Origin of the sequence: Duganella sp. 1411 (assembly GCF_017833525.1) — a bacterium.
GTDB lineage: Bacteria > Pseudomonadota > Gammaproteobacteria > Burkholderiales > Burkholderiaceae_D > Rugamonas.
Map to the genome: position 1 here is coordinate 491,754 of NZ_JAFICD010000003.1, position 21,319 is coordinate 513,072.

A 21,319-nucleotide genomic window follows, 5' to 3' on the forward strand; every position below is an offset into this window, starting at 1 on the left:
CTTGGGAGTTGCAAGCCATCTCGTGCCAGGCCCGTTGCGGGCGTGAGGACAAATCCAACACCATAGCGACCACATTCCCTTTTGAAATGCGCTACAACTAAATCAAAGTCTGATATTTATCATGTCACGTTCGCGTTACGCGTGGCAAGTATTTTCCGGACTGGTGCGTGGCGGGCGCGCGGCAAGCTTGCCGCCGGGCGGCGGCGGGCGCGGGGCGTTTCGCATACGCCCTTGTGGCATAAGGGCGTATGCGGGGCGGCGGGTCACTTGCGGCATGTAAGCCGCGCGCGCGGCGAACGTGGTTTTTTGTACGTGGCGCCGCGCCGCGGATGCGCGGCGTCAGCTTGTCCTGGACGACAGATAGCGGCCCGCCAGCAGGCCGCCGGCCGCCGCCAGCACCAGCGCCGTGGTGCTGCCGGAAAAGCCGATCACGCTGCTGGCGACGAGGGTGCCGGCCTTCGGCGCGGCCAGCTGCAGACGGCGCCGCGTCATTTGCGCGCCCAGCTCGCTCAGGCGGTCCTTGTCGAGCAGGCGTTCGGCGCGCGGCAGCAGCACGGTTTCCTCGTCGGCCACGTGGTGTATGACTTTCTGCATCAGTTCCAGCAGCACGCGGTCGTGCTCGGCGCCGGTGGTCTTGTCGGCGCGCAGCGCGGCGATCAGCTGGCGCATCTCGTTGTGCTCCGGTACGCTTTTCTGGATCACGCTGTCGGCGCTGTCGAGCTCGCGCATGACCGGATAAAAGCATTCCTCCTCCAGCGCGGCGTGGATCTCCAGCGCGGTGCAGATGGTTTCCGTCAACGCCTTCTTGACGCGCGGCTTGGCGTCGGCGGTGTACTGGTGGAAGGACAGCATGACGTGGGTGTGATCCAGGCGGATCATGTCGGTGATGGACGGACTGAGTTTGCTAAGTTTAAACATCGCTACGCTCCTCGAAGAACTGACGTCGTTATAGTCTTCGCCGTCCCGCCCTTCGAGGCTTGTGCTAGATCAAACGCGCTCAAACACCGCCCAGGCGGCGCGCCGGGCCGAGGCGCGCGCCCTTGAACGCGCCGGCGCGCCACGCCAGCAGCGCCAGGCCCAGCATCAGCAACATCCAGCTGCCCGGCTCCGGCACCGCCGTCGGCGCGCCGCCCTGGCCGACCAGATAGCTGAAGCCGTAGATGCCGCTGTCGAGCGTGAAGGTCAGCAGCAGGTTGAGCGTGTTGGCGTTGATGACGCCCAGGTCGAGCACATGGCCGTTGAACACGGCCGCCGCCTCGGCCAGCGTGGTGAAGCTGCCCGAGTACAGCGAGACGCCGCCGTTGGCGACAGACAGGCTGAAGCCGCTGTCGAAGCCGGGCGAGAAGAACGGCCGCACCAGTCCCAGCAACAGGTGCTCGCCGGAGGCGAACGGCAAGCTCAGTTCGGCGCTCGCGGTCATCGGGAAGAACGCGGCCGCCATGGTGCCGGCGGCCAGCGTGTCGGCGTTGGCGAACGCCGCCGCCACCTCGGCCGACGAGGCGATCAGCGGCGCCACCGAGGCCGCCGTGGGCAAGGCGCTGGCGTACGAGTAGACCGCCGACCTGACCTCGTCCTGCGGCGCCCACGGGGCGTAGGCGGCGCCGCCGACGTTGGCGGCGGTGCCCGCCTCGGGGATGTAGAGCGCGGTCGGCTGCCCGTTGCCGGCGCGGGTGGTGACGGCGGCGCCGCGGCCGTAGTCGGTGTAGGTGCTGCGCGCCTCGACCGTGCTGCCCATGGCGCTGGCCAACGCGTGCGCGCGCGCCTCGGACGGCTGGCCGGGGACCGCCGGCGAGGGGTCGCCGGCGATGCGCGTCACGATCGCCTGCGCGCTCGCCCAGGCCGCTTCCATCGCCCCCACCCGGCCGCTGCCGGAGTTGGCCACCGCGTCGGCGCTGGCGTAGTAGCTGGCGCTGGCCACGGCGGTGGCGCTGGCGCCGGCGCCGGAGGTGTAGAAGGCGCCGCCGCCGGCCGCGTTGGCGCGGGCGACGGCGATGTAGTTGGAGCCGGCGATGGCCTGGGCGTTGCCATAGCCGCCGCCCCCGGCGCCGTATTGGCCGGTGGCGTCGGCCACGCTGGTGACCCGGCCGCCGCCGTAGACGGTGGACACGGCGTCGGCCGTGCCGCCAGATTGCGCGAACAGCCCGTCGCCGGGCTTGCCGGCGATGGCCGTGCTGGTGCCGGTGATCTGGGCGTTCCAGCTGCCCGGCGACGCGCTCAGCCACAGCTGGCTGTTGGCGTTGCCGCCGCTGCCGGGCGTGCCCGCCTCGGTGCCGGGATCGAACGGATTGCCCGCGCTGGAGCCGCCCTGGCCGCCGATGGCGCTGCCGGCGACGTCGACCAGCCACGCGGTGCCGGACGACAGCGAGATCGTCGACGCGGCGTCGCCGCCGCGGCCGCCCAAGCCGAAGCTGGTGCCGCCGCCGGCGCCGCCGGTGGCCGTCTGCGACAGGTTCAGGAAGTCGCCGGCATAGGCCGCGCTGTGGCTGACCGAGGCCGCGCCGCCGTCGCCGCCGTAGCCGTGGGGAACGGCCGTGAAGTCGAGGTTGGCGTCGCCGCCGCGCCCGCCGGTGGCGGTGGTCACCATGGTCAGGTCGAGCACGCCCGAGCCGGTCCCGCTCAAGCCGTTGGTGGCGCTGGCCGCGCCGCCGGCGCCGGCGTGCGCGCCTTCGTACGTGGCGGCCCCGCCCGCGCCGCCGGTCGCGCTGGACGCCAGCAGCATCGGCGCGCTGCCGCTGCCGCCGGCACGGGTGTTGCTGGTGGCGGCGCCGCCGTCGCCGCTGGCGAAGCCGGCGCTGCCCAGGCCGCCCTCGCCGCCGGTGGCCGTGGCCGCCGCCTGCACGCCGGCGCTGCCGGCCGTGCTCACGGTGGCGTTGGCGACGGCGGCGCCGCCCTTGCCGCCGACGGCGCCCAGGCCGCCGGGCGGAGCGCCGGCCCCGGCGCCCGCGCCCGGCAGGCCGGCGTTGCCGCCCCGGCCGCCGGTGCCGACCACGGTCAGCACGGCCGGGCCGGCCGACAAGGTGGTCGACATGTCGGCCAGGGTGGCGGCGCCGTCGCCGCCGAGGCCGGCGTTGCCGCCCATCACGCTGGCGTTGCCGGCCGCGCCGTTGCCGCCGTCGCCGCCGCGGCCGCCGGTGACGGTCAGCGAGTTGGTGAAGTCGACGCTGAACGCCGTTTGCTGGGCCGGTGGCGCCGTCAGGCCGTTGCCGCCGGCCGCGCCGGGCACGGCGCCGGCCAGGCCGCTGCCGCCCGGCGGCCCCTGGTAGATCAGGTCGATGGCCGCCGCGTTGCCGGCCCACGCCGCGCACAGCAGCGGTATCAGGCGCAGCCCGGTGCGCAGGCGGCTGTAACGGGAATGGGATTGTGAGCGGGTGCCTTGAACACTGACCATGAAGTCCTCCGTGAATAGACGAGATCGACGAGATCGACGAGATGAACGCGATCGCGGGGGGCCGCGCCGCAGCGCGCCCGCGCTAGCCCGGCCACCCGTGAACTGGAAGTGTAGTCAGTGTGTTCAAAATTGCTAGACTTTTTTATATTGCCGGAGGCGGAACCGTTGCGAACTTGCGAATGTGTAGCCGCCCGGTCACATCGCGCCTACACCTCGCTCCACTGGCGCAACAGGTTGTGGTAATGGCCGGTCAGGCCGACCAGTTCGGCGCAGTCGCCCAGGCGCGCGCGCAGGCTCTGGATGTTCTGGTCCAGCTCGAGCAACATGCCGCGCCGCATGTCGTCGCGCACCATGCTTTGCGTCCAGAAAAACGAGCACACGCGGGCCCCGCGCGTGACCGGCTCGACCCGGTGGATGCTGGTCGACGGGTACAGGATCAGGTCGCCTGCCGGCAGCTTGACCTCGTGTTCGCCGTACGCGTCGGTGACGATCAGCTCGCCGCCGTCGTAGTCGTCCGGATCGCTCAGGAACAGGGTCGACGAGACGTCGGTGCGCACCCACTGGCCCGAGCCCGCCACGCGGCGCAGCGCGCCGTCCACGTGCGCGCCGTAGTGTTCGCCGCCGGCGTAGCTGTTGAACATCGGTGGAATGGTGCGCAGCGGCAGCGCGGCGGCGAAGAACAAGGCGTTGCCGGCCAGCGCCTCGAGCACGGTGCGCCCCAGTTCCAGCGCCAGCGGCGAGGTCTCCGCCAACTGCCGGTTCTGCTTGACCTGGGCGCCCTGGGCGCCGACCGTGGCGCGGCCGTCGACCCAGTCCGAGGCGTCCAGGCGGGCGCGCATGGCCGCCACTTGTTCGCGGCTCAACACGCCAGGGATGTGCAACATCATGATCGAAACTCCTTCAACGGGTGGTCTGGAAAAAACAAAGCCCCGCCGGTGGGGGCGGGGCCGGACAGATCGGGCTAAGGCGCCGTCCTGTTTAGAACTTGATGTTGGCCGTCAGGCTGGCCGAGCGCGGCGCGCCCGGCGTGTAGCGGTAGCCCGACTTGTTGATCGCCGCGGCGTACTCCTTGTCGGCCAGGTTGTAGACGTTCAGGCGCAGGTCGACGTGCTTGTTGATCGGGTACGACGCCATGGCGTCGGCCACCCAGTACGAATCGACATAGGCCGGCGTGCCGACGGCGCCGTCGGTGCCGCGCAGCAGCTTGCCGGAGTAGCGCAGGCCGCCGCCGATCTGCAGGCCGAACGGCAGGGTGTACGCGGTCCACGACGTGAACGCCTGTTTCGGCGTGTAGCTCAGCTGGTTCTCGCCGCTGGCGGTCACCACCTTGCCCTGCTCGACCTTGGTCGACATGCGGGTGTAGCCGGCGCTGACGATCCAGCCGCGGGTAATCTCGCCGGTCACGCCCAGCTCGATGCCCTGGACGCGCTTCTTGCCGTTCTGGTAGTAGACCGCCGGGTTGGTCGGATCGACCTCGACCTCGTTCTTGACGTCGGTGCGGTACAGCGCGGCCGACAGCGACAGCTTCTGCTTGAGCAAGTCCCACTTGCCGCCCAGCTCGTAGTTGGTGGTCTCCTGCGGATCGTAGTTGACGTTGGCGCTGCTGTTGGCGGCCGCGCTGAGCGAGAAGTTGGTGCCGCCCGGCGGCGATTTCGACGTCGCCACCAGACCGTAGACGCTGCTCTCCGGGGTGATCTTGTACAGCGCCGACAGCTTGCCGTTGATCAGGTTGTCGCTCTTCTTGAGCGAGGTCGGGATCTTGGTGCCGACCGGCAGCGGCTGCACCGCCGGCGGCGTCACGGCCGCCTGCAGCGCGACGGCGTTGTACTCGGTGGTGTAGTGGTCGAAGCGCACGCCGCCGTTCAGGATCCACTTGTCGCCAATCTTGATGGTGTCGAACACGTAGGCGCTCTGGGTGTCGGTGGTGCCGTGGCTTTCGGCGCCGTTGCGGCCGTAGGTCAGGTTGAACCACAGCGCCGGGTCCGGATGGTAGATGGTGGTGATCGGCAGGCCGGTGCCGTTGGTGGCGGCCCAGGTGTAGGTGGTCTGCTTCTCGGTGGTGACCTCGAGGCCGCCGACCACCGTGTGCTTGAGCGCGCCCGTGGCGAACTCGCCGGTGGCGGTGGTCTGGTTGGTGAAGATCTTGTTGCTGGCGTCGCGGAACGTCAGGTTGGTGCGGCGCATCTGCCAGCTGTTCGGGTCGCTGCTCGGCAGCACCAGGTTGGCGGCGGTGGCCATGAACGAGGTCAGCAGATAATCCTGGTCGGTCTTGCCGAAGCGGGTGGTGTTTTGCAGCTTGATGCCGTTGGCGAAGTCGTGCTCGATGCGCACGGTGGCCATGTCGGCGGTGACGTCGTCGTGGTCGTAGGTGGAGCCGTAGAAGTTGCTCGAATCGACCCGCGGCGCGTTGTTGAGCGGCGCCAGGCGGGCGCGCTCGGCGGCGATGACGGCCGGGGTGCCGGTGGTCGGCACCGGCGCGCTGTAGCCGGGCATGCCGATGGTCAGCACGCCGCCGTCCGGAATATTGTTTTGCTTGACGTGCAGGTAGTTCAGGTAGACGCGGGTCGGGCCGTTCAGGCCGAACGCCACCGACGGCGCCACCGCCCAGCGCTTGTTCTTGACGACGTCGCGCGCCGGGTTGCCGCTGTCCTGGTCGAGCAGGTTGACGCGCAGGGCGGTGCCGCTGTCGGCGTCGAGCACCTGGTTGAGGTCGGCCGTGGCGCGCTTTTGCTTGCCGCTGCCGACGGTGACCGAGCCCAGGTAGGCGTTTTCCTGCAACGGCTGCTTGCTGACCAGGTTGATCGAACCGGTCGGCGAGCTGCGGCCGTTGTCGGTGCCGGCCGGGCCCTTGAGCACGTCGATCTGTTCGATGTTGAAGGTGTCGCGCGAGATCGAGCCGACGTCGCGCACGCCGTCGACGTAGATGCTGCCGGAGGCGTCGAAGCCGCGCATGAAGATGGCGTCGCCGGTGTTGGTGCTGCCGTTCTCGCCCAGGAAGAAGGCGCCCACGCCGGGGGTGTTGCGCAGCGCCTCGGTCAGGGTGACGGCGCCCTGCTGCTCGATCAGTTCCTTCTTGATGACGGTGATGGTCTGGGCGGTGTCGACCAGCTTCTCGGTGTACTTGACGGACGAGGCCTTGTCGGCCTTGATGCCCTCGAGGGTGCCCTGCACCTTGACCTCGGCCATGGTTTGTGGCGCGCCGGCGACCACCACCGGGTCGGCGGCGTCGGCCGCGTGGGCGGCCACCGGCAGCAGCATCACGGCCAGCGCCGCGCTCATGTGTTGGTTGAAACGCGACTGCGCGTGTTTGCGACTCTTGATCATTGCTATTCTTTCATCCAAATCGAAGGGCGGCGGCGCTGCGGCCCGCGTCGAGACGCGTCTGGCTGCCGGCTAATCTTTACAAATTTGTGAGATTGTAACAATAATCGCCGTGAACGTAAATGCGAATTGTTATCAATACTATTTAGATGTTAGGAATGTGCAACGGCGGCGCGGGCGGATGCCGGCCTCAGGAGGGTTGCCGCTCGAGCCAATCGCGCGCCTCGGCCAGCGTTTGTTCGAGCTCGGCGCGCACGGCGTCGACGTGCCGCGCCAGCTCCTCGTCGCGCTGCTCGTTGATGGCCGTTTCGGCGTCGATGGTGGCCTGGATCAGGCGCCGGGCGCCGAGCACGCCGACGGCGCCGCGCAGCCCGTGGAACAGGCGGGCGGCGTCGCGCGGGCGCCCCTCGCGCAGCGCTTGGCCGGCCTGCTCGACCGGCGCCATGCCGGTGTCGATGGCGCCGCGCACCATCTTGACCATCACCGCGCGGCCCTTGGCGTCCTTGCCCATCACGCGCATCAGGCTGTCGATGTTGAACGCGCCGGCCTCGCCCGGGGGCGGCGGCGACGCCACCAGCTTGACCGGCGCCGGCGCCGGCGCCAAGGCCGGCGCCACGGGTTCCGCCGCCGCGGCCGCCCTCGCCGTCGTCCCGGGCAGGTGCTTGCGCAGCACCGCCAGCATTTCCTCGACCTCGATCGGCTTGGGAATGAAATCGGTGATGCCGGCCTCGATGCTGCGCTCGCGCTCCGATTCGAGCACGCCGGCCGTCATGGCGATGATCGGCAGGTCCAGCCGCAATTCCTGGCGCAGCAGGCGGGTTGCGGTGAAGCCGTCCATCACCGGCATCTGCATGTCCATCAACACCAGGTCGTAGCGGTCCGGGTGCGCGCTCATGCGGTCGACCGCCTGGCGGCCGTTGTCGACCACGTCGAGCGTGGCGCCGGCCAGCTCGAGGATGCCGCGCGCCACCGCCTGGTTCAGCAGGTTGTCCTCGACCAGCAGGAAGTGGGCGCCGCCCAGGCTGCCGTCTATGCCCTGCTCGGCCGCCGAGCGCACGCCGGCGTCGGCCTTGGTCACCAGCGCCTGGTGCAGCGCGTCGAACAGGTTGGAGCTGGTGATCGGCTTGACCAGCACCACGTCGGCCTCGGGCGCGTTGGAGATCTCCTCCATGCGGTCGCGGGCGAAGGCGTTGACCATCACCACGATCGGTTGCTTCTTGTCGGGCGCGGCGGCGCGGATGCCCTTGGCCGTGGCCAGCCCGTCCATGCCGGGCATGTGCCAGTCGGCCAGCACCACGTCGTAGGCCCGGCCCGTCTCGAGGCCGCGCCGGAAGCGCTCGAGTGCGGCCGCGCCGGAGTCGACCTCGTCGGCCTGCCAGCCCCACGCGCGGATCAGCTTGGCGATCAGCTCGCGGCTGGTGCGGCTGTCGTCGGCCACCAGCAGGCGCAGGTCGCCCAGCGCCGGCTTGCGGCGCTCCTCTGGCCGCTCCGGCAACACCTCGAAGGGCAGGCTGAAGAAGAAGGTCGAGCCGCGCCCCGGCGCGCTGTGGACGGCGATCTGCCCGCCCATGAGCTCGATCAAGCGCTTGGTGATGGCCAGCCCCAGGCCGGTGCCGCCGAAGCGCCGCGTGATGCTCTGGTCGCCCTGCGAGAAGGCGTTGAACAACTGCGCCAGCTGCGCCTCGGTCATGCCGATGCCGGTGTCGCGCACCTCGAAGCGCAGCAGCGCGCCGCGCTCGTCGCGCGCCTCGAGCTCGACGCTGACGACCACCTCCCCCTGCTCGGTGAACTTGATGGCGTTGCCGGCCAGGTTGACCAGGATCTGCTGCAGCCGCATCGAGTCGCCGCGCAGCCGCGTCGGCACCGACGGCTCGACGCTGATGGCCAGCTCGAGCTCCTTGTCGCCGGCGTTCATCGTCATCATCGTCGCCAGCGAATTCATGGTGTCGTCCAGCGCGAACTCCACCGGCGAGAGCTCCATGTGGCGCGCCTCGATCTTGGAAAAGTCGAGCACGTCGTTGAGGATGCCCAGCAGCGACTGCCCGGACACCCGCACCATGTTCAGGTACTTGCGCTGCTGCGGGGTCAGCGCCGTGTTGCCCAGCAGGTAGGCCATGCCCAGCACCGCGTTCATCGGCGTGCGGATCTCGTGGCTCATGTTGGCCACGAACTCGCTCTTGGCGCGGTTGGCCGCCTCGGCGCGGTCGCGCTCGCGCTCGAGCTCGTGCGCGCGCGCCTCCAGCTCGAGCTGCAGGCGGCGCCGCTCGGTGACGTCGGCGATCACCGCCAGCACCTTGGTGCCCTGGTCGGTGCGCACCGCGCTCAGGTTGATCTCGAGCGGGAACTCGCTGCCGTCGCGGCGCAGGCCCTGCAGCGGGGCGCCGCCGCCCATGCGCACCGGCTCGGCGCTGAGGCGGTCGGCGAAGAACTTGACCCGGTGCGCCGCGTGCTGCGTGCGCAGCGCCGCCGGCACCAAGGTCTCGAGCGGCTGGCCGAGGATCTCGTCGCGGGCGTAGCCGAAGCGCCGCTCGGCCTCGCGGTTGAAGGTTTCGATGCGGCCGTCGACGCCGACCACGACGATCGCGTTGGGCGCGAACTCGACCAGGCTTTGCAGGCGCGCGTCGGCCGCCAGGCGCTCGCGCATCAGGTTGTTGAAGGCGCTGGTCAGCTGGCCCACCTCGTCGTCGGCGCGCACCGCCAGCGGGGCGAAATGGGTGGCGTCGCCGCGCAGCGCGACGATGGCGTCGCGCAGCTGGATCAGCGGCGCCAGCAGCCGCAACGTCAGCCAGAAGATCAGCAGCGCGGCCAGGACCGAGGCCAGCCCGCTCCACAGCAGCACGCGCGAGAGCACGCCGTCGAACGGCTCGAACGCCTCCTGCGCCGGCAGCGACGCGGCCAGGATCCAGTCGACCGACTTGAGCGCCTTGTAGCTGTTGAGGGCGCGCTCGCCGCTGCCGTTGATGCTGTCGACGGTGCCCTCGAAGCCGTCGCGCAGCGCGCGCGTGGTGGCGGCGTTGGCGCCGGCTTGGCGCGGCTGCAGCAGGCGGCTGGCGTCCGGATGCAGCACGTAGACCGGATGCTCGCCGCGGGTGAGGGCGAAAAAGTAGCCGCTGCGCCCGACCCGGGCGGTGCGCAGGTGGCCCAGCAGGTTGTCCTTGTACAGGCGCAGCACGCCGTTGAGCACGCACACCACCTCGCCCCGGGCGTTGAGCACCGGCGCCACCATCTGCACGATCGGCTGGCCGTGCGAGCGGCCGACCACCGGCTCGGCGATCAGCGGCTTGCGGGTGCGCATGACGGTGCGGAAGTAGGCGCGGTCGGAGGCGTCGATGCCGACCCGGCCCGGCTGGATCGGGGCGTCGGCGATCACCACGCCCTGCGGGCTGAGCACCAGCAGGTCGTCGAACAGCGCCAGCACGGCGCGGTCCTGGTAGTAGGCGCGCAGCCGCTCGGTCGAGCCGGCGATGTCGACCGGCTGCTGGCGCGCCGACAGCGCGATGATGTCGAGCAGCATGGTCAGCTTGTCGTCGAGCTCCTCGGCGGTGCGGGTGATCAGCGCCGTTTGCTGGGTGAACAGCACCTTGGTGAAATCCGCCTTCATGCGTTGCATCTGGACCACGGTCACCAGCGCGATCATCAGGATCGAGGTGATGCTGGTCGCCAGCGCTACTTTAGCCTTGATGCCAAGTGGCTTCATTTCATCCTTGTCGGGCGGGTCGGACATGAATCGGGAAACTACCGGGATGCTCGGGAATTCTCCTATCAATGGCCGACCTTGGCAACAGGATTAACGCTGGGCGGCGGCGATGATCACGTCGGCCACTTTTTGCGGCTGCGACACCATCGGCACGTGGCTCGATTTCAACGTGGTCGTGGTGGCCTTGAGCTTGGCGGCGAAGGCGCGCTGCAGGGCCGGGTCGATCATGCGGTCGTCGGCGGCGGCGATGTAATAGTTGGCCTTGTTTTTCCAGGCGGCGACGGTGGTCTTGTCGGCGAAGGCCTGGGCGGCGATCGGGCCCTGGGTGGCGGCGATCAGCGCGGCGGTGGCCGGCGGCACGTCCTGGGCGAAGTTGGCGGCCACCGACGCCGCCGGCAGCCACAGGAAACCGCCGGCGTCGGCCTGCAGCGTGGCGATGCCGGGCGGCACCGCGTAGTCCTTGCCCAGCTCGCTGGTGGCCTGGCCCTCGGACGGGGCGAACGCGGCCACGTAGACCAGCGCCTTGACCTTGTCGCTGGTGCCGGCCTCGGTGATGACGGTGCCGCCCCACGAGTGGCCCACCAGCACCACTTTGCCGGTCTGGGCGTCGATCACGCGCTTGGCGGCGGCGACGTCGTCGGCCAGCGAGGTCAGCGGATTTTGCACGGCCACCACCTTCAAGCCCTGGGCCTGCAGCAGCGGGATGACTTTTTCCCAGCTGGAGCCGTCGGCGAAGGCGCCGTGCACCAGCACCACGGTGGTGTCGGCGGCCGGCGTGGCGGCGTGGGCGGTCAAGGCGGTGGCGGCCAGCAGGGCGGAGGCGATCAGCGTGCGTTTCATGGTAATTCCTTTCAATGGTTTGTTGTGAGCGATTAAGTAGTGTGCTACTTGCTTGAGTTGAACTATAGCGAACAATTCGATAGCGCGCAAGTTAAATTTTCGTCGTGGGCGAAATTGGGTTCGGGACGGGCGCGGGCGGTCAAAATGCCACAGCGGCGCACCGAATACCTGATCCGCCGGGTGCGGTATCGCCAAAAATAGCGACTAATGGTCTACACTGGGGGCATGATAAGAGATCTTCCCTCCCTGATACTGCCCGGCACCACGATCGACATCCTCAAGGCAAGCTGCGCCAATTGCAGCATGCACCAGCTGTGCCTGCCGATGGGGCTGGGCAACGAGGACATGGACCGGCTCGACGAAATCATCGGCCGCCGCCGCAAGGTCGCGCGCGGCGGGGTGCTGTTCCGCATCGGCGACCCGTTCCAGAACCTGTACGCGATCCGGCTGGGGCATTTCAAGACCTACCAGGTCAATCGCGACGGCGCCGAGCAGATCACCGGTTTCCAGATGGCCGGCGAGCTGCTGGGCATGGACGCCATCAGCACCGACCTGCACCATTGCACCGCCGTGGCGCTGGAGGACAGCGAGGTGTGCGAGATCCCGTTCGGCAGCCTGCAACAGCTGCTGGCCGACATGCCGACCCTGCTGCGCCACTTCCACCGGATGATGAGCCAGGAGATCACGCGCGAGCAAAGCGTCATGCTCTTGCTGGGCAACATGCAGGCGACCCAGCGTTTCGCCGCCTTCCTGGTCAACCTGTCGTCGCGCTACGAGGCGCGCGGCTACTCGCCCAACACCTTCCAGCTGCGCATGTCGCGCGAGGAGATCGGCAACTACCTGGGCCTGACGATCGAAAGCATCAGCCGCCTGCTGTCGAAGTTCAAGAAGGAAGGCCTGCTGCGCGTGAGCAACCGCGAGATCGAATTGCTCGATCCGCCCATGCTCAAGGCCATCACGGCCGGCACGCAGACCTGCCACTAAAAGCGTCGTCGCTTTTCAAGCTAGAGCTCTCGGAAACCTGCTGCGGCTTTCAGGACCGCGTCCAGATCGCCGTCGGCCAGCGCCTCGATTGGCGTCCTCGCACTCAGCGAGCCTTTGGGTGTCGTAAAAAATTGTAGTTTGCTTGGTCCAGGAAGGGCGCCTAGTTCTCGCGAAACCCGATGGGCGCGCCCGGGTCCAAATTTTGTCCATCGTTTATCGAACTTTTCCATTCGTGTGTGCTCCAACGGCGACAAGCCTATAGTTTTTGGAGCAAGTTAAGTATGGATATCATTCAGCGTCACTTGCGCATGGCGCTGGACGCCGCGCGCATGGCCATCTGGGATTCGCACATCAGCAATGGCAAAGTGATCGACAGCATCGTCAACTGGGTCGGCTGGGGCACCGGCTTGTTGGGACTCCCCCCCGGCGATTTGGCCCAGCCGTTCACCCAGTTCCTGCAATTCGTCGACCCCGAGGACCGCGACCGCCTGCTCAACACGATGCAGGAGGCGGTCGATTGCGGCTCCGGCTACGACGTCGAATACCGGGTCGTCTGGCACGACGCCAGCCAGCACTGGCTGGCGGCCAAGGCGCACGTGTTTTTGGACGAGCACGACCAACCCACCGGCACGCTCGGCATCGTCTGGGACATCACCGAGCGCAAACGCATCGAGCAGGACGCCGCGCGCGAGCGCGAGCTGGCGGCCGTCACGCTGCGCTCGGTCGGCGAGGGCGTCATCACCACCGACGAACACGGCAAGACCCAGTACCTGAACCGCATCGCCGAGCAGCTGACCGGCTGGGGCAACGACGAGGCGCACGGCCTCGACATCGCCACCACCCTGCCGCTGATCGACGACAACGACGCGCCGCTGGCCGAGCACGTGGCGCTGCAATGCCTGCGGCTGCGCCAGACCATCAGCATGCCGTCGCAGAACCAGCTCATCACGCGCGAGGGGCGCCGCATCGCCGTCGAGGAATCGGCCGCGCCGATCTGGTCCGACACCGGCGAGCTGCTGGGTGTGGTGGTGGTGTTCCGCGACGTCAGCCACGAGCGCAAGCTGAGCAAGCAGCTGTCGTGGAACGCCAGCCACGACATGCTCACCGGCTTGATCAACCGGCGCGAGTTCGAGCTGCAGATCGCCAACGCGCTGCACAGCGCCAAGGACGAGGGCCATGTGCACGCGCTGCTGTACATGGACCTGGACCAGTTCAAGATCGTCAACGACACCTGCGGCCACAGCGCCGGCGACCTGCTGCTGCAGCTGCTGGCCAAGATGCTGCAGACCGAGATGCGCGACAGCGACATCCTGGCGCGCCTCGGCGGCGACGAGCTGGGCGTGCTGCTGCCGCACTGCCCGCCGGACCAGGCCTTGCTGGTGGCCGACGGCATCCGCCAGTCGGTCAAGAACTTCCGCTTCGTGTGGGACAGCCGCACGTTCGAGCTGGGGGTCAGCATCGGCGTCGTCGAGATCAACCACAACAGCAAATCGATGACCGAGCTGCTGATCGCCGCCGACCAGGCCTGCTACCTGGCCAAGGAGCGCGGCCGCAACCGCGTGCACATGTACCAGGAATCGGACCTGCGCCTGGCGCGCCGGCAGGGCGAGATGCAATGGGTGTCGCGCCTGAACGAGGCGTTCGAGCACCAGTATTTCCGGCTGTACGCCCAGCCCATCGTCGGCCTCGGCCAGCGCGCCGAGGCGCACGACGAAGTGCTGATCCGCATCCAGTCCGGCCACGGCGAGCTGATCCTGCCCGGCGCCTTCATCCCGGCCGCCGAACGCTACGACATGATGACGGCGATCGACCGCTGGGTAATCAGCGCCGTGTGCCGCCACGTGGCCGGCGCCGGCAACGGCGCCGGGCAGCCGGTGCCGTTGCCGGGGCGGTACTCGATCAACCTGTCGGGCACCTCGCTGGGCGACGAGGGCCTGCACGACTACATCCTCGCGCAGTTCGCCCAGCACGGCGTGGCGCCGCAGCAGATCTGCTTCGAGATCACCGAGACGGCCGTCATCGCCAACCTGGTCAAGGCGCAGGACTTCATGACCCGGCTCAAGGCGCTGGGCTGCCGCTTCTCGCTCGACGACTTCGGCAGCGGCCTGTCGTCGTTCGCCTATCTGAAGGCGCTGCCGGTCGACTACCTCAAGATCGACGGCGTGTTCATCCGTGACATCGCCAGCAACGATGTCAACCGCGCCATGGTCAAGGCGATCAACGAGGTCGGCCACGTGATGGGCATTTGCACCGTGGCCGAATACGTCGAGGACGACAGCACCTTGGCGGTGGTGCGCGAACTGGGCGTCGATTACGCCCAGGGCTACGCGGTGGGCCCGCTGCGCCCGCTGACCGTGGGCTGAGGTGCCGTCCCCCAATCCGGGCAATTTTGATCTACATCAATAAATTTTGCGCGACGACTCCGTACACTGGATGCATCTATTGTGATAGAGCAATAATCCAGCCGGAGCTACGTGATGCGCGACAACCAACCCAAAGCCGTGACCAACCGCGAAGTGGACGTCCTCGACGACCAGGCCATCGTGTCCAAAACTGACTTAAAGGGCAACATTACCTACGTCAATCCCTACTTCACGCAGATCAGCGGCTACGACGCGTCCGAGCTGCTGGGCGCGCCGCAAAACATCCTGCGCCATCCGGACATGCCGGCCGAGGCGTTCGCCGACCTGTGGGCCTCGATCCAGGCGGGCACGCCGTGGACCGGCATCGTCAAGAACCGCTGCAAGAACGGCGACCACTATTGGGTGCGCGCCAACATCACGCCGATCCGCGAGAACGGCAGGACGGTCGGCTACATGTCGGTGCGGGTCAAGGCCGCGCGCGAGCAGGTGGCCGCCGCCGAACAGGCCTACCGCGACATGCGCGCCAAGCCCGGCCACGGCATCCGCATCAAGAACGGCCAGGTGATCCGGCCCGGCGCCGGCCACCTGCTGGCGCGGCTGGGCCATGTGTCGCTGGCCATGCGCGTGTGGCTGGCCACCAGCGTGGTCAACGTGCTGCAGGTGATCGTTTGCGCGGCCGCCCTGATGAGCGGCGGCGGCGGCCACAGCTACGCCATCTTCGGCGCCACCTTCGTCGGCCTCTTGATCAACGTGTTCCTGTGGTACACCCTGCGCGTGTCGGTGCTGCGTCCGCTCGACCGGGCCCTGCACGGCGCCCGCGCGATCGCCGCCGGCGACCTGTCGGGCAGCTTCGACACCGAGGCCACCGACGAGGTGGGCCAACTGCTGCGCGCGCTGCAGCAAATGAACAGCAACCTGATCGCCACCATCCGCGACGTCCGCGTCAATGTCGAGACGATGGCCGTGGCCACGCGCCAGATCGCCGCCGGCAACGCCGACCTGTCGGGCCGCACCGAGGCCCAGGCGGCCAGCCTGGAGGAGACCGCGTCGAGCGTCGAGCAGTTCTCGTCGACGGTCAAGCAAAACGCCGACAACTCGGCGCAGGCCAACGCGCTGGCGCAAAACGCCTCGACCGTGGCGGTGCAGGGCGGCGAGATCGTCGCCGACGTCATCGCCACGATGGACGAGATCAACACGTCGTCGCGCAAGATCGTCGACATCATCGGCCTGATCGAGGGCATCGCCTTCCAGACCAACATCCTGGCGCTCAACGCCGCCGTCGAGGCGGCCCGCGCCGGCGAACAGGGCCGCGGCTTCGCGGTCGTCGCCGGCGAGGTGCGCAACCTGGCCCAGCGCAGCGCCACCGCCGCCAAGGACATCAAGCACCTGATCGAAATCTCGGTGGGCAAGGTCGACGCCGGCATGGTGCAGGTCGACCGCGCCGGCGCCACCATGAAGGAGGTGGTGGCCTCGGTGCGCCAGGTGACGGCCATCATGGAGGAGATCTCGGTCGCCTCGCGCGAGCAGAGCATCGGCGTCGACCAGGTCAACTCGGCGATCGCCCACATGGACCAGGTCACGCAGCAAAACGCCGCGCTGGTCGAGCAGGCGGCCGCCGCCACCGCCAGCCTGGCGCTCGAGGCCGGCGGCCTGACGCAGGCGGTCAGCCTGTTCCAGTTCGGCCGCGCCATGCCGGCGCGCGCCGGCCTGCGGACGGGCACCCGCGGCGGCGCGCCGGCCCGCAAAGCCGCGCCGGCCGCGCGCCTGGCCGCGTAAGGACGGTCGCCGCCATGTACACCAGCCCAAACCACGCCGGTATCGTCACCGCCTTCCCCAGCGTCGAATTCGACGCCGCCATCATCGGCAAACTGAGCCAGTCGGGACCGCGCTACACCTCGTATCCGACCGCCGACCGCTTCTCGACCGACTTCGGCTACGGCCAGTTCCTCGAGGCGGTGGCCGGCCTGCGCATGCGCCGCAGCCAGCGGCCGTTGTCGCTGTACATCCACATTCCGTTCTGCGACACGGTGTGCTACTACTGCGGCTGCAACAAGATCGTCACCAAGGACCACGGCAAGGCCGCCACCTACCTCGGCTACCTGAAGCAGGAGCTCGACATGCAGGGCCGGCTGTTCGCCGGCATCGGCCAGATCGAGCAGCTGCACTTCGGCGGCGGCACGCCGACCTACCTGAGCGACCGCCAGATGGGCGACCTGATGGCGCACCTGCGCGAGAACTTCGATTTCGCGCCCGACGCGGTGGGCGAGTACTCGATCGAGATCGATCCGCGCACCGTCAGCGCCGAGCGCGTGCACAGCCTGCGCGCGCAGGGCTTCAACCGCCTCAGCCTGGGCGTGCAGGATTTCGACCCCGACGTGCAAAAGGCCGTCAACCGCATCCAGCCGGAGGCCGAGACGCGCGCCGTCATCGACGCCGCGCGCGCCGCCGGCTTCCGCTCGGTCAGCATCGACTTGATCTACGGCCTGCCGAAGCAAAGCGTGGCCAGCATGGAGCGCACCCTGGCCAAGGTGGTCGACGCCAGCCCGGACCGCATCGCCCTGTACAACTACGCGCACCTGCCGCACCTGTTCAAGCCGCAGCGCCGCATCCTCGACGCCGACCTGCCCAGCGCCGCCGTCAAGCTCGAGCTGCTGGCGCTGTGCATCGAACGCCTGTGCGCGGCCGGCTACGTCTACATCGGCATGGACCATTTCGCCAAGCCGGACGACGAGCTGGCCGTGGCCCAGCGCCAGGGCCGGCTGCAGCGCAATTTCCAGGGCTATTCGACGCGCGCCGAGACCGACCTGATCGCCTGCGGCGTGTCGGCCATCAGCGCCGTCGGCGCCACCTACAGCCAGAACGAGAAGACGCTCGAGGCGTATTACGAAAAACTCGACGGCGGCGTGCTGCCGGTCGCGCGCGGCATCAAGCTCGACACCGACGACCTGCTGCGCCGCATCGTCATCCAGAAACTGATGTGCAATTTCGAGCTGTCGATCTCGTCGCTGGAGCAGGCCTATCCGATCCGCTTCCCGCTGTACTTCGCGACCGAGCTGGAGCAACTGAAGGCGTTCGAGGAGGACGGCCTGCTCACCGTCGACGCGCACTGGATCAGCGTGACGCCCAAGGGCCGCCTGTTGATCCGCAATATCTGCATGGTGTTCGACCGCTACCTGGCGCTGGCGCGCGCCGACGCCGCGCAACCGCTGCGCTACTCGAAAACCATCTGACGCCATGATGACCGCCCACCTGCTGCCCGTTTTCCTGGTCGGACTGGCCGGCAGCGTCCATTGCGTCGGCATGTGCGGCGGCATCGTCGGCGCCATCACGGCCAGCGGCGGCGGCGCCACCGCGGCCCCGCTGCCGCGCAACGTCATCCCGATCCACAGCGCGGCCCGTTTCGCCGGCGGCGCGGCGGCATTTCGCGCACAACCGCGCGCGCAACCGGTCGCGCAGGCCTTGCCGCGGGTGCTGGCCTACAACGCCGGGCGCATCGGCAGCTACATGCTGGCCGGCGCGCTGGCCGGCGGCCTGGCCGGCGGCGCGCAAAGCCTGGCGAAGCTGGCCGGCCTGCAATTGGGTTTTTATTGGCTGGCCAATCTGATGCTGGTCGCGCTGGGCCTGTACCTGATGAACGCCTGGCACGGCCTGACCAGGCTGGAACAGGCCGGCCGCGTGGTGTGGCAACGCGCGCAACCGTGGATGGCGCCGGCGATGCGCACCCTGATGCCGGCCGACCGCCCGCACCAGGCGTTCGCGCTGGGCGCGCTGTGGGGCTGGCTGCCGTGCGGCATGGTCTACAGCGTGCTGCTGACCGCCATGCTCAGCGGCGACGCCGCCGGCGGCGCGGCCGTGATGCTGGCCTTCGGCCTGGGCACGCTGCCGATGCTGACCGGCCTCGGCCTGCTGGGCGCGCGCCTGCGCCGCGTGCTGCAACAACGCCCGGTGCGCATCGTGTGCGGGCTGCTGGTGCTGGCCTTCGGCCTGTTCGGCATCGCCCGCGCGGCCGGCGGCCTGACCCCGGGCTGGGTGGATATCGTATGCTTGACACCGCACCCGTGATCTCGGCCCCCGCTGCCGCCGCCGCGCCCGCAGCCTGCTTCCACTGCGGCCTGCCGGTGCCGGCCTCCGCCCCGCCCGCGTGGACCGTGCGCATCGACGGCGCCGACCACGCGATGTGCTGCCCCGGCTGCGCCGCCGTGGCGCAGGCGATCGTCGATCTCGGCCAGCAATCCTATTACCGCGACCGCTCGGCCTTCGCCGCCACGGCGCAGGGCGCGCAACTGCTGCCGCCCGAGCTGCAACTGTACGACAACGCCGATCCCCGCTTCGCGCTCGACGAGGACAGCCGCGAAACCACGCTGGCCGTCGACGGCATCCGCTGCGCCGCCTGCGTGTGGCTGATCGAAAGCCGGCTGGCGCGCCTGCCCGGCGTGGCCAGCGCCCAGCTCAACGTCGCCACCGAGCGCTTGTACGTGCGCTGGCGTTCAGATGAGTGCGGTCCGGCCGACATCCTCGGCGCGCTGCACGCGATCGGCTACAGCGCCTATCCGTACGACGCCGGCCGCCACGGCGAGGGCCAGCGCAAATCGGCCCGCACGCTGGGCCGCCAGCTGTTCGTGGCCGGACTGTCGATGATGCAGGTGATGATGTACGTGGCGCCGGCCTATCTGGCCGAGGACGGCACGTTGGACGACAACATGGCGTCGCTGATGCGCTGGGCCAGCCTGCTGCTGACCTTGCCGGCGATCTGCTATTCGGCGCAGCCGTTCTGGCGCGGCGCCTGGGCCGGCCTGAAGGCGCGCTCGCCGGGCATGGACCTGCCGGTGGCGCTGGGCATCGCCGCCGCGTTCGGCGCCAGCGTGCTGGCCACCGTGCGCGGCCGGGGCGAGGTGTGGTTCGACTCGGTGACGATGTTCATCTTCCTGCTGCTGTGCAGCCGCTACCTGGAACTGCGCGCGCGCCGCAAGGCCGGCGCCGCGCTCGAACGGCTGCAGCACGCGCTGCCGGCGTCGGCGACCTTGCTGGCCGATTATCCCGCCACCCGCGAACCGAGCCTGGTCAACGCGGCGGCGCTGGCGGTCGATGACGTCATCCTGATCAAGCCGGGCGAGGCGGTGGCCGCCGATTGCGTCATCGTCGACGGCGCCACCACGCTCGACCTGTCGCTGCTGAGCGGCGAGAGCGCGCCGGTGGCCAGGGGCGTCGGCGACGCCCTGCCCGGCGGCGCCCTCAACGCCGGCGCGCCGGTGCTGGCGCGGGTGACGCGGCGCGCGCAGGACAGCACCATGTCCAACCTGGTCAAGCTGATCGACCGCGCCGGGCGCGACAAGCCGCGCATCGCGCTGTGGGCCGACAAGGTGGCCGCCTGGTTCGTCGCCGGGCTGCTGCTGTTCGCGGTCGCCGCGTTCGCCTTCTGGTACCAGCTCGACGGCGACGCCGCGCGCGCCTGGCCGATCGCCATCGCGGTGCTGGTGGTGTCGTGCCCGTGCGCGCTGTCGCTGGCCACGCCGACGGCGCTGGCCGCCGCCACCGACCGCCTGCTGCGCCAGGGCGTGCTGGTCAGCGGCCCGCAAACCCTGGAAACGCTGCACCGCGCCACCCACGTGGTGTTCGACAAGACCGGCACCTTGACCCACGGCCGCCCGCTGCTGCGGGAGACGGTAGTGCTGGGGGCGATGCGCGCCGACTTTTGCCTGCAGGTGGCGGCCGCGCTCGACGCCGGCAGCGCCCATCCGCTGGCGCGCGCCATCGTCGCCGCCGCCATGGAGGCGGGCGGCGGCGCGCGCGTCGACTGGCACGCGGACGCGCTGACGGAAGCGGCGGGACGCGGCGTCGAAGGCAGCGTGCACAACCGCCGCTACCGGCTCGGCAACGCCGCCTTCGTCGCCGGGATCAGCGGCTCGGCGCCGCCGCACGCGGTGGCCGACGGCGCCACGCCGGTGTACCTGGGCGCCGACGGCCAGTGGCTGGCCTGTTTTCAGTTGCGCGACGGCTTGCGGGCCGACGCCCAGGCCACCGTCGACTATTTCCGCCAGGCCGGCAAGACCGTTGTGCTGCTCAGCGGCGACCACGACGTGCTGGCGCGCCGCGTCGGCGACCAGCTCGGCATCGGCACCACGGTCGGCGGCTATCTGCCCGACGAGAAGCTGGCCTTCGTGCGGCAGCTGCAAATGAAGGGCGCGGTGGTGGCGATGGTCGGCGACGGCATCAACGACGCCGCCGTGCTGAGCGCGGCCGACGTCTCGTTCGCGATGGGCGAGGGCGCCGCGCTGGCGCAGGCGCACGCGGACGCGGTGCTGCTGTGCGGCCGGCTGGGCGCCGTGGCCGACAGCGCGCGCGTGGCGCGGCAAACGATGATCGTGATCCGCCAGAACCTGGCCTGGGCCAGCCTGTACAACCTGCTGGCGATCCCGGCGGCGGCGGTCGGGCTGCTCAATCCGTGGCTGTCCGGCGTCGGCATGGCGGCCAGCTCGGCCGTGGTGGTGCTCAACGCGCTGCGGCTGCGTGGGCGTGGCAAAAAGGAAATGTGATGGAAGCCTTATTCTTGCTCGTTCCACTCAGCGTGCTGATGGTATTCGTCGCCTTGTGGGTGTTCTTCAACGCCGCCGACGACGGCCAGTTCGACGACCTGGTCGGCCCGGCGCTGCGGGTGTTGCAGGACGACGACTCGGCCGCAAACATAAGCGACCCCGAAAAAGATCCATCCGGAAAATTTTGATCCAC

General features: G+C 69.2%; 13 protein-coding genes. 7 read left to right on the top strand and 6 right to left on the bottom strand.

Going from position 1 to position 21,319, the window contains the following annotated elements:
• Positions 1-339: 339 nt before the first annotated feature.
• The 6 genes from JOD97_RS19315 to JOD97_RS19340 form a co-directional block, all read right to left on the bottom strand.
• A complete protein-coding gene (locus JOD97_RS19315) occupies positions 340-918 on the bottom strand; it encodes a hemerythrin domain-containing protein (protein ID WP_209721738.1) in 579 nt (192 codons plus the stop codon).
• Between the two features lie 79 nt (positions 919-997).
• Positions 998-3,388 (bottom strand): PEP-CTERM sorting domain-containing protein, encoded by a 2,391-nt coding sequence (locus JOD97_RS19320; protein ID WP_209721741.1) that lies wholly within the window; start codon positions 3,386-3,388, stop codon positions 998-1,000.
• A gap of 206 nt (positions 3,389-3,594) precedes the next feature.
• A complete protein-coding gene (locus JOD97_RS19325; protein WP_209721744.1) occupies positions 3,595-4,275 on the bottom strand; it encodes a Fe2+-dependent dioxygenase in 681 nt (226 codons plus the stop codon).
• Between the two features lie 91 nt (positions 4,276-4,366).
• Positions 4,367-6,712, bottom strand: a complete 2,346-nt coding sequence (locus JOD97_RS19330) for a catecholate siderophore receptor Fiu (protein WP_209721759.1) — start codon at positions 6,710-6,712, stop codon at positions 4,367-4,369.
• 187 nt (positions 6,713-6,899) lie between these two features.
• Entirely contained in the window at positions 6,900-10,406 is a 3,507-nt protein-coding gene (locus tag JOD97_RS19335) for a response regulator (RefSeq protein ID WP_209721762.1), read from the bottom strand.
• 90 nt (positions 10,407-10,496) lie between these two features.
• On the bottom strand, positions 10,497-11,246 hold the full coding sequence (locus tag JOD97_RS19340) for an alpha/beta fold hydrolase (RefSeq protein ID WP_209721765.1): 750 nt from the start codon (positions 11,244-11,246) through the stop codon (positions 10,497-10,499).
• Positions 11,247-11,471: 225 nt separating this feature from the next.
• On the opposite strand from JOD97_RS19340, the gene fnr reads away from it, so the two are divergent.
• From fnr to ccoS, 7 genes are all read left to right on the top strand, one after another.
• On the top strand, positions 11,472-12,230 hold the full coding sequence (gene fnr / locus JOD97_RS19345) for a fumarate/nitrate reduction transcriptional regulator Fnr (protein ID WP_209721767.1): 759 nt from the start codon (positions 11,472-11,474) through the stop codon (positions 12,228-12,230).
• 281 nt (positions 12,231-12,511) lie between these two features.
• On the top strand, positions 12,512-14,593 hold the full coding sequence (locus tag JOD97_RS19350) for an EAL domain-containing protein (RefSeq protein ID WP_209721770.1): 2,082 nt from the start codon (positions 12,512-12,514) through the stop codon (positions 14,591-14,593).
• A gap of 114 nt (positions 14,594-14,707) precedes the next feature.
• Complete coding sequence (locus tag JOD97_RS19355; RefSeq protein ID WP_209721772.1) at positions 14,708-16,369, top strand: PAS domain-containing methyl-accepting chemotaxis protein; 1,662 nt, start codon at positions 14,708-14,710, stop codon at positions 16,367-16,369.
• A gap of 14 nt (positions 16,370-16,383) precedes the next feature.
• A complete protein-coding gene (gene hemN, locus JOD97_RS19360; RefSeq protein WP_209721775.1) occupies positions 16,384-17,823 on the top strand; it encodes an oxygen-independent coproporphyrinogen III oxidase in 1,440 nt (479 codons plus the stop codon).
• Between the two features lie 4 nt (positions 17,824-17,827).
• Positions 17,828-18,655, top strand: coding sequence for a sulfite exporter TauE/SafE family protein (locus JOD97_RS19365; protein WP_229264566.1), 828 nt, complete (start codon positions 17,828-17,830; stop codon positions 18,653-18,655).
• Entirely contained in the window at positions 18,634-21,126 is a 2,493-nt protein-coding gene (locus JOD97_RS19370) for a heavy metal translocating P-type ATPase (protein WP_209721778.1), read from the top strand. The genes JOD97_RS19365 and JOD97_RS19370 overlap by 22 nt, the downstream gene beginning before the upstream one ends.
• Entirely contained in the window at positions 21,126-21,314 is a 189-nt protein-coding gene (ccoS, locus tag JOD97_RS19375) for a cbb3-type cytochrome oxidase assembly protein CcoS (protein ID WP_209721781.1), read from the top strand. The genes JOD97_RS19370 and ccoS overlap by 1 nt, the downstream gene beginning before the upstream one ends.
• Positions 21,315-21,319 lie beyond the last annotated feature (5 nt).

Coding starts and splice junctions, on each gene's coding strand:
- JOD97_RS19330 (WP_209721759.1), bottom strand. CDS start 6,712: ATGATCAAGAGTCGCAAACACGCGCAGTCGCGTTTCAACCAACACATG.
- JOD97_RS19340 (WP_209721765.1), bottom strand. CDS start 11,246: ATGAAACGCACGCTGATCGCCTCCGCCCTGCTGGCCGCCACCGCCTTG.
- JOD97_RS19350 (WP_209721770.1), top strand. CDS start 12,512: ATGGATATCATTCAGCGTCACTTGCGCATGGCGCTGGACGCCGCGCGC.
- JOD97_RS19335 (WP_209721762.1), bottom strand. CDS start 10,406: ATGAAGCCACTTGGCATCAAGGCTAAAGTAGCGCTGGCGACCAGCATC.
- JOD97_RS19365 (WP_229264566.1), top strand. CDS start 17,828: ATGATGACCGCCCACCTGCTGCCCGTTTTCCTGGTCGGACTGGCCGGC.
- JOD97_RS19370 (WP_209721778.1), top strand. CDS start 18,634: ATGCTTGACACCGCACCCGTGATCTCGGCCCCCGCTGCCGCCGCCGCG.
- JOD97_RS19320 (WP_209721741.1), bottom strand. CDS start 3,388: ATGGTCAGTGTTCAAGGCACCCGCTCACAATCCCATTCCCGTTACAGC.
- hemN (WP_209721775.1), top strand. CDS start 16,384: ATGTACACCAGCCCAAACCACGCCGGTATCGTCACCGCCTTCCCCAGC.
- JOD97_RS19325 (WP_209721744.1), bottom strand. CDS start 4,275: ATGATGTTGCACATCCCTGGCGTGTTGAGCCGCGAACAAGTGGCGGCC.
- ccoS (WP_209721781.1), top strand. CDS start 21,126: ATGGAAGCCTTATTCTTGCTCGTTCCACTCAGCGTGCTGATGGTATTC.
- JOD97_RS19355 (WP_209721772.1), top strand. CDS start 14,708: ATGCGCGACAACCAACCCAAAGCCGTGACCAACCGCGAAGTGGACGTC.
- JOD97_RS19315 (WP_209721738.1), bottom strand. CDS start 918: ATGTTTAAACTTAGCAAACTCAGTCCGTCCATCACCGACATGATCCGC.
- fnr (WP_209721767.1), top strand. CDS start 11,472: ATGATAAGAGATCTTCCCTCCCTGATACTGCCCGGCACCACGATCGAC.